The organism is uncultured Veillonella sp. (assembly GCF_900545795.1).
Lineage (GTDB): Bacteria > Bacillota > Negativicutes > Veillonellales > Veillonellaceae > Veillonella_A.
Genome location: NZ_URAR01000011.1, coordinates 77293 through 83537, shown reverse-complemented (window position 1 = coordinate 83537; position 6245 = coordinate 77293). Strand labels below are relative to the sequence as shown.

General features: G+C 35.9%; 9 protein-coding genes. All 9 read right to left on the bottom strand.

The window, feature by feature from the left end; translation table 11 throughout:
- Positions 1 to 554: 554 nt before the first annotated feature.
- Positions 555 to 1454 carry a LysR family transcriptional regulator gene (locus QZR90_RS06705; protein ID WP_295790102.1) on the bottom strand — a complete coding sequence of 300 codons (900 nt, stop codon included), beginning with the start codon at positions 1452 to 1454 and terminating at the stop codon, positions 555 to 557.
- A 13-nt stretch (positions 1455 to 1467) separates the two neighbouring features.
- Positions 1468 to 2289: a sulfurtransferase gene (locus QZR90_RS06700; RefSeq protein ID WP_295790101.1), complete on the bottom strand. Its 822-nt coding sequence runs from the start codon at positions 2287 to 2289 to the stop codon at positions 1468 to 1470.
- Between the two features lie 308 nt (positions 2290 to 2597).
- Positions 2598 to 2792, bottom strand: a complete 195-nt coding sequence (locus tag QZR90_RS06695) for a CPCC family cysteine-rich protein (protein WP_295790100.1) — start codon at positions 2790 to 2792, stop codon at positions 2598 to 2600.
- Between the two features lie 380 nt (positions 2793 to 3172).
- Positions 3173 to 3721 carry a hypothetical protein gene (locus QZR90_RS06690; RefSeq protein WP_295790098.1) on the bottom strand — a complete coding sequence of 183 codons (549 nt, stop codon included), beginning with the start codon at positions 3719 to 3721 and terminating at the stop codon, positions 3173 to 3175.
- A gap of 13 nt (positions 3722 to 3734) precedes the next feature.
- Positions 3735 to 4247, bottom strand: a complete 513-nt coding sequence (locus QZR90_RS06685; protein ID WP_295790094.1) for an N-acetylmuramoyl-L-alanine amidase — start codon at positions 4245 to 4247, stop codon at positions 3735 to 3737.
- A gap of 42 nt (positions 4248 to 4289) precedes the next feature.
- Entirely contained in the window at positions 4290 to 4625 is a 336-nt protein-coding gene (locus QZR90_RS06680) for a hypothetical protein (protein WP_295790092.1), read from the bottom strand.
- 9 nt (positions 4626 to 4634) lie between these two features.
- Complete coding sequence (locus QZR90_RS06675) at positions 4635 to 4847, bottom strand: hypothetical protein (protein ID WP_295790090.1); 213 nt, start codon at positions 4845 to 4847, stop codon at positions 4635 to 4637.
- Between the two features lie 58 nt (positions 4848 to 4905).
- Positions 4906 to 5202, bottom strand: coding sequence for a hypothetical protein (locus QZR90_RS06670; RefSeq protein ID WP_295790089.1), 297 nt, complete (start codon positions 5200 to 5202; stop codon positions 4906 to 4908).
- Positions 5199 to 6122: a hypothetical protein gene (locus tag QZR90_RS06665; RefSeq protein WP_295790086.1), complete on the bottom strand. Its 924-nt coding sequence runs from the start codon at positions 6120 to 6122 to the stop codon at positions 5199 to 5201. Before QZR90_RS06665 ends, QZR90_RS06670 begins: the two co-directional genes overlap by 4 nt.
- Positions 6123 to 6245: the final 123 nt, after the last annotated feature.

Below are 6245 nucleotides of genomic sequence, written 5' to 3'. Positions count from 1 at the left end.
TCGTATTGAAATGATTACCTTACATTGTTCAGTTTTCAAAGATCTGATGTCGCTTTATGTATATCTCGTTTGCGACAGCTTAATTATTATACCACTCACACTCTTTCGAGTCAAGCGCTTTTTGTTCTGATTGAAATTATTTTTTCAAAGTTATTTGAGCAAGCCCAACTAACTTGTTTAAAATTGTCCTTTCAACGGGAACATGAACTATAATACCTTTTTTACACATTCCCGTCAAGGGCTTTTTATTAAATATTTTACAATTTTATAAAATATTACATTTGTATTTTGTAGAGATACAAACTCCTTGTTTTTTATCTTGTAATTTATATAAACACTTCTACTTATAAGTGCACATTTTAAACTAGATCGCTTAGTGCTTTGACCTTCCCTCTGCAAGTCCAAAGCACTCACTTTATCCCCATAGTAGTTGCACATAAAAATAAAGTTTCTACTCTATAGCAACTATATATAGAGTAGAATTTCACCCCGCTAGCAATTACACAAGCCAAGTACAACTTAGGTCTTTCAATAAATTGTATGACTTCAACTCTTCAATAGGTTTCTTCGGACGTCTTCAATAAACTATTGCGAAATTCTTCAATAAACTGCTTTGTAATCTGACTAATACTATTATCGTCTCTATGTGCCAAATACATTTGCTCTTTCTCAGGTAGTGCTAAATGACAAAACTCTTTATTATCTACAATTCGTTGCCATTCATCTAAAACGGTATAACCATTGCCATTAGCCAATGCTGTAATAACAGACTCCAAATTGTCCATTAATACTATTTTAGGTCTAATGTTCCTTGATTTAAACACTGGTTGATCAACTACCTCTTCTAGAGGCATTAAATGATCTCTAAATAAATAACAAGGCTGAAGGGCTAACTCTTCTAAACTTGTATTCATTTTAGAAGCTAAAGGATTTGTCTCATGAAAAACCGCTACGCGATGAAATTCTCCCAACGAATACTTAGTTAAGCGCTCTTCCGGAGGCATCATTTTATCTATGCCTATTATAAATTGATAGCGCCCCTCTCGTAAGCCCTGTCTCAATCCACTTACATCGGCACTACTCACTTCAAAAGCAACTTCTGGATGACTCTCTTCAAATAGTTTTATATGTGATTGCAAATGATGAGGTATATTCCACCCATGAAAAATCCCAAACTTGATAACTTCTTTACTATAACTACTGAACTGATTTGTCAATATATGCAATTCATTTAAGTATTCTTTAAAGAGAGTATAAAATCGTTCCCCCGCTATCGTTAAAGCAAAATCTCGCTGACTGCGATTAATAAGTTCAACGCCTAATTGCTTTTCCAATTGACTTATCTTGCGACTAATGGCTGGTTGTGAAATATACAATTGTTCAGCTGCTTTAGTAAAATTTCGCCATTTTACTACTTCTAAAAAGTATTTCATATGCTCTGTATCAATGCGCAAGATATTATTCTCCTTATTTTTCTAACACTTCACGACCGGTCTTAATTGGGAAATTTTCATAGGTAACCCAATCGCTAGAGCTGCCTACATAAAGGGCTGAATCAATCCCCACTTCATCCATAGCCAACATGGCTAAGCAAGCTGTAATACCTGAACCACAATAAGATACAATAGGTTTTTCTACCTGTAAAATATCTTTAAACATTACCTTTAACTCATCTATCGTTTTAATACCTTCAGCTGTATAACAACGGCCCCAGAAATAATTAATAGCTGTCGGAATATGCCCCGTCATGCCATCAAAGGTGTCAATAACACTCCCATCATAGCGTTCCTCAGCCCGCGCATCAATTATAATATGGCTACCAGTTTCGCTACTAGCAAGCACTTCAGCGCGACTCATTACCATATGAGGTTGCAAGCGATATTCTAATACGCCTACACTCTCTGGCATAGCCGTCTCCTCAGTCACTAATTCATAACCTTCTTTTACCCAACGCCCTATGCCTCCTAACAACACCTTTACATTTGTAACCCCAATATAACGAAGCATCCACCAAAGTCGACCGGCTAGAAAAATCCACTCATCACAGATTACAACAGTACTATCTTTTAAAATACCTAGCGATTCCATTTTCTTAGCAAATTCGTCCATATTAGGAAGCGGATGGCGGCCTCCATGCACATCTACAGGACCAGATAAATCGCCATCCAAATCGATAGGAAAGGCTCCTTTTATATGACCTTTAGCATAAGCCTCTGTGCCGCGAACATCAAGAATAATTGGTGTTACATCTAAATTAGCTAATTCGCTTGGTGTAATAAAATTTTTCATACATAGCCTCCTTGTAAAATATACAACTAACTTTATCTAACTCTTTCTTATTATGTTTCATCATAAGATATGCTTTATATCAATACATTTTTGAGTCCTTATCGGGCTATACTATGTATTAATTTTCAAATAATCTATAGCTAAGCTTAAGTTTATTTATAATAAATTATTACCTACCTAATAACTCATACTAACTGTATCACATATATAAATTATATTATAATACGAAATCTTATGCCTGTGTGTATTAGATTTACAAATGACCATAAAAAAGCACTCAAATCAATGAGTGCTTAATAATTCCATAATTAAATTACCTTTTCGCCACGCTTATATCCTTCACGAGCTTGATTTAATGACATTTGATTAGCGCCGCCTCCCCGGTCAGGATACATATACTGTACCGGATCATCCTCCCAATTACAGACTTCACAAAGAGAATAGTATCCAGGCTCATCTACAGTTAACGCTCCACAAACAGGACATTTAAACTTTTCCGCCATATTTTGTAGCCCCCTTTACGTCTTCTACTATCATCGCAAAAGTCTTTTTATAAAATTATCATCTATTAACTTTATATCATATTATAAGTATCTACTCAAGAAATCGAAATCTCTCTTTCAACTCTCTTTATAAAATAAAAGAACCCAGTAACCACGGTGGTTACTGGGTTTTTAATGCTTCTGCAATTATTCTGCTGTGAATGGCAAAGCCTGTATTTATAAGGCTTTATAGCCTTAGTGGGTGCTATAGGGAAGATATAAACTCCAATTAAATCATTTTAACTCACTTCTTCAACTAAATTTTTAATAGATGATATATTTAACTTAACATACTGTGAGCCGACAAATAATAAATCCTTTACCATTGTACAAATTCTAATCTACCATTGAGCAACTGTATAAAGTACAGTTGCTCCTTTAATTTTACCATCAGTTTTAAAATGTACCATACTATCAAATTTGCCTGCTTGATAGCCAACAGTAGCATATGATTTATCGTCAATCACCGTTATCCCTGCTTTAATCTTATGTGCCTTATTAAGATTGATTTTATACACATCAACCTTTTGTTGTTGCTCATTAGGTGTAACTACAGTTCGGTCACTTTTAGCTGTAACTACCACGGGCAATGACTCGCTTTTATTATTAATTGCCTGCTGTGTTTGTTTAGTTGCAGTCGCTACATCAGGGGCCTGTACATAATATGTAACTGTAGGCTCTTTTATGTGCTGTATCTCACGCTGGATTTGCACTGCTGTAGCAGGTGTAACGTTGATGCTCTTAGATAAGGCCTTTGTATCTTGTAATGTATCAGTAGTAACTATTTTAGGCTCTTGTTTATCAACTTGTAATTTATATCCAACTCCCAATATAATTAATCCAATAATCATGGCTACACAAGCTAAATATAATAACCTTTTACTAGGCATGTTATCACCGCCTCTATGCAGACCAATAATCCGTAATACCTCGTGCTATAGAACGCACAATTTTATCTAATTGTTGCTCTAACAATACTAAGTCTTCCATGTTGTCGATAAACGCCATCTCAACAAGTACCGCAACTGCATCAGTGTTATTCAACACATACAAATTACCCGTTTTACAACCACGATCTATGGTCTTCACACTACGTATAATCTGTGATTGGATAAAGCCTGCCAATCGTTGGCCGTTAAATGATTTATAATACGTTTCGGTGCCTCGAGCCTGCGTGTTAAATGCATTACAGTGTAGGCTGATAAATAAATCTGCGCCCCACTCATTGCTCTCAGCGCAAACCAACGCTAAACTATCATCTTGTAATGTCCTTACCTCTAATCCTGCAGTCTGTAAATAACCAGCTAGCAATTTACCCGCTTTAGCTACTATATCACATTCACGGGCTCCTGTAACGGAATTAATTGCACCGCTATCGTATACTCTATCATGACCAGGATTAATAAATACTTTCATATACCTTAACCTCCTTATACAATAATTCAGCCACTCTAGTAGTTAGAGTGGCTTTTTATCATTCTCTTCTAACTTATCGGGGATTCCATTCCCATTTTTATCTATCCAAAGTGCGAGAAATCCTACAATAGCAGTTAAAACGGTCGGAATAAAAATATGGTCAACAATTTTAATGCCTACATCAATTACTTTACCCGTATCATCGCTAACAAAACCTTTATAAAAAGCAATAACATAAGCCATAATGACTACTAAAATAGGCACTAGAAGTAATCCCACTAGTGCCCTTGTTGCCAACACGCCCGTAGGCTTAACATTAGCAATTCGTATGCTATTATATATCCCCTTTAGCTTATTAATGAGCACCTTTTTATTCATAGGCCCTCCCTACTCTAAATGCATTTTGTCACAATGCTCTTGCATTTCATCAATGCGTTTATGTGCACTCTTTACAGATTCTTCAAGCTTAGTAATCCGATTATCCGCCATATGTTGGTCTTGTCTAACCTGAGCAATTTCTACTTTTATTTCATTGGTTGAACGCTCAATATTATCAAGCTTTAGCCTAATCGCGGATAATGCAGCTCTATCAATCCACACAGAAATAATTGCAATTATACTAAGAAGTGTAAGTATATCTTCCAATCTAAAATTCAAGCTACACCTCTCTTTCTTGCTCAAGCAATTTAAGCTCATCCACCTTCTCTTTATAAAGCTTAACTAATTCATCTTTATTATTTTCCATTAGCGAAGCCCCAATGTATGCACTTTTAATTGTCTCAAGCTCTTCTTTAAGCTTTGACTTGAGTTCGTCTTTAGTTGGAACATGAGGTTCAGTAGATACTACCTCATAGTATCCCTCACGTTCCACAATCATCGCATTATTGGCGTTACACCACTTTGCAACTTCGGTGTAATTATCTAAATTGTCTTTATATATTTTTGTACCTATCATGCTTTATACCCCATTGCTATCCAATGCCACCCTGAAACCCTATTAGTATCTTTAATGGCAGTCTGAAAGCTTGTAGTTGTTACATTGTTTATAGCAGGATTCGCATTATATTGATCTAAGTATGCATCTCGATCTGCTATAACTGTTGCAACCACTATAGGATTTCTACGATAAGCCTTGTAGAAATTTATCCTATTATACGACCCTTTACCACCTACATAACCACCTTGTTCGCACCAACCATCAGACCATATGCGATAAAATCCACCTGTTCCATTATCAAAGGCTTCTTCAGTTATATAACGTCTACCACTTAAATTGTTGATGTCGTCTATAGTCGCAACTTTTTTAAATGAGTTATCTCTCAAGTTACCTGCGGTACTCCCATTAGCACCTCTAAACCAAATATGTCCTGACGCTTGTTCAATCCATATTTGTGCTGTCTCCTGACTATTTATATTGGCACTTGGTGGTAAGTTGATGAGTTGCCCATACATTGTTGGTTGGTTCTCAAAATAAGTACCACCTGCAAAGTAACAACTAAACATCCCTTTCTGATTCCATTGAGGATTGCTTAATCCCCTCCAACCGCCTGAATTATCAGGATAGCGGTGCATAATACTGTGAAGTGATGTCGCTCCTACTTTACCATCAATAGATGTTCTATCTCCTAAAGTAGCTAATGTATCAAACTTATGAGGTACTCGAACATTAGCTATGACTTTACCACTTTCGTCACGTCTGATAAAGCCAACAATAGTGTTACTACCACTCGAACGTGGAGTATCTTCAATTTCACTTTGCTCCCCATTATCACTCTTAAAAATTATGTTACTCCAACCATTAGGATTATCTACAATTGGTGAGCCTTTAAACGTGCCGCCACTTATAGGCATCTTTTTATCTATCTCAGCACTCAACTTATCCACTATAGCTTTATCTGCCTTTATAACATCTATTGATTCAAGATTTTCATTTGTTTCTCTCTTTATATTTTTAATGTCATTACCTATTTCAGAAACAACTTGCTCTAGTGATTTTGA

Bases quoted from the DNA above. Each gene is read 5' to 3' on its own strand.
- QZR90_RS06700 (WP_295790101.1), bottom strand. From the start codon at position 2,289: ATGAAAAATTTTATTACACCAAGCGAATTAGCTAATTTAGATGTAACA.
- QZR90_RS06670 (WP_295790089.1), bottom strand. From the start codon at position 5,202: ATGATAGGTACAAAAATATATAAAGACAATTTAGATAATTACACCGAA.
- QZR90_RS06685 (WP_295790094.1), bottom strand. From the start codon at position 4,247: ATGAAAGTATTTATTAATCCTGGTCATGATAGAGTATACGATAGCGGT.
- QZR90_RS06690 (WP_295790098.1), bottom strand. From the start codon at position 3,721: ATGCCTAGTAAAAGGTTATTATATTTAGCTTGTGTAGCCATGATTATT.
- QZR90_RS06680 (WP_295790092.1), bottom strand. From the start codon at position 4,625: ATGAATAAAAAGGTGCTCATTAATAAGCTAAAGGGGATATATAATAGC.
- QZR90_RS06695 (WP_295790100.1), bottom strand. From the start codon at position 2,792: ATGGCGGAAAAGTTTAAATGTCCTGTTTGTGGAGCGTTAACTGTAGAT.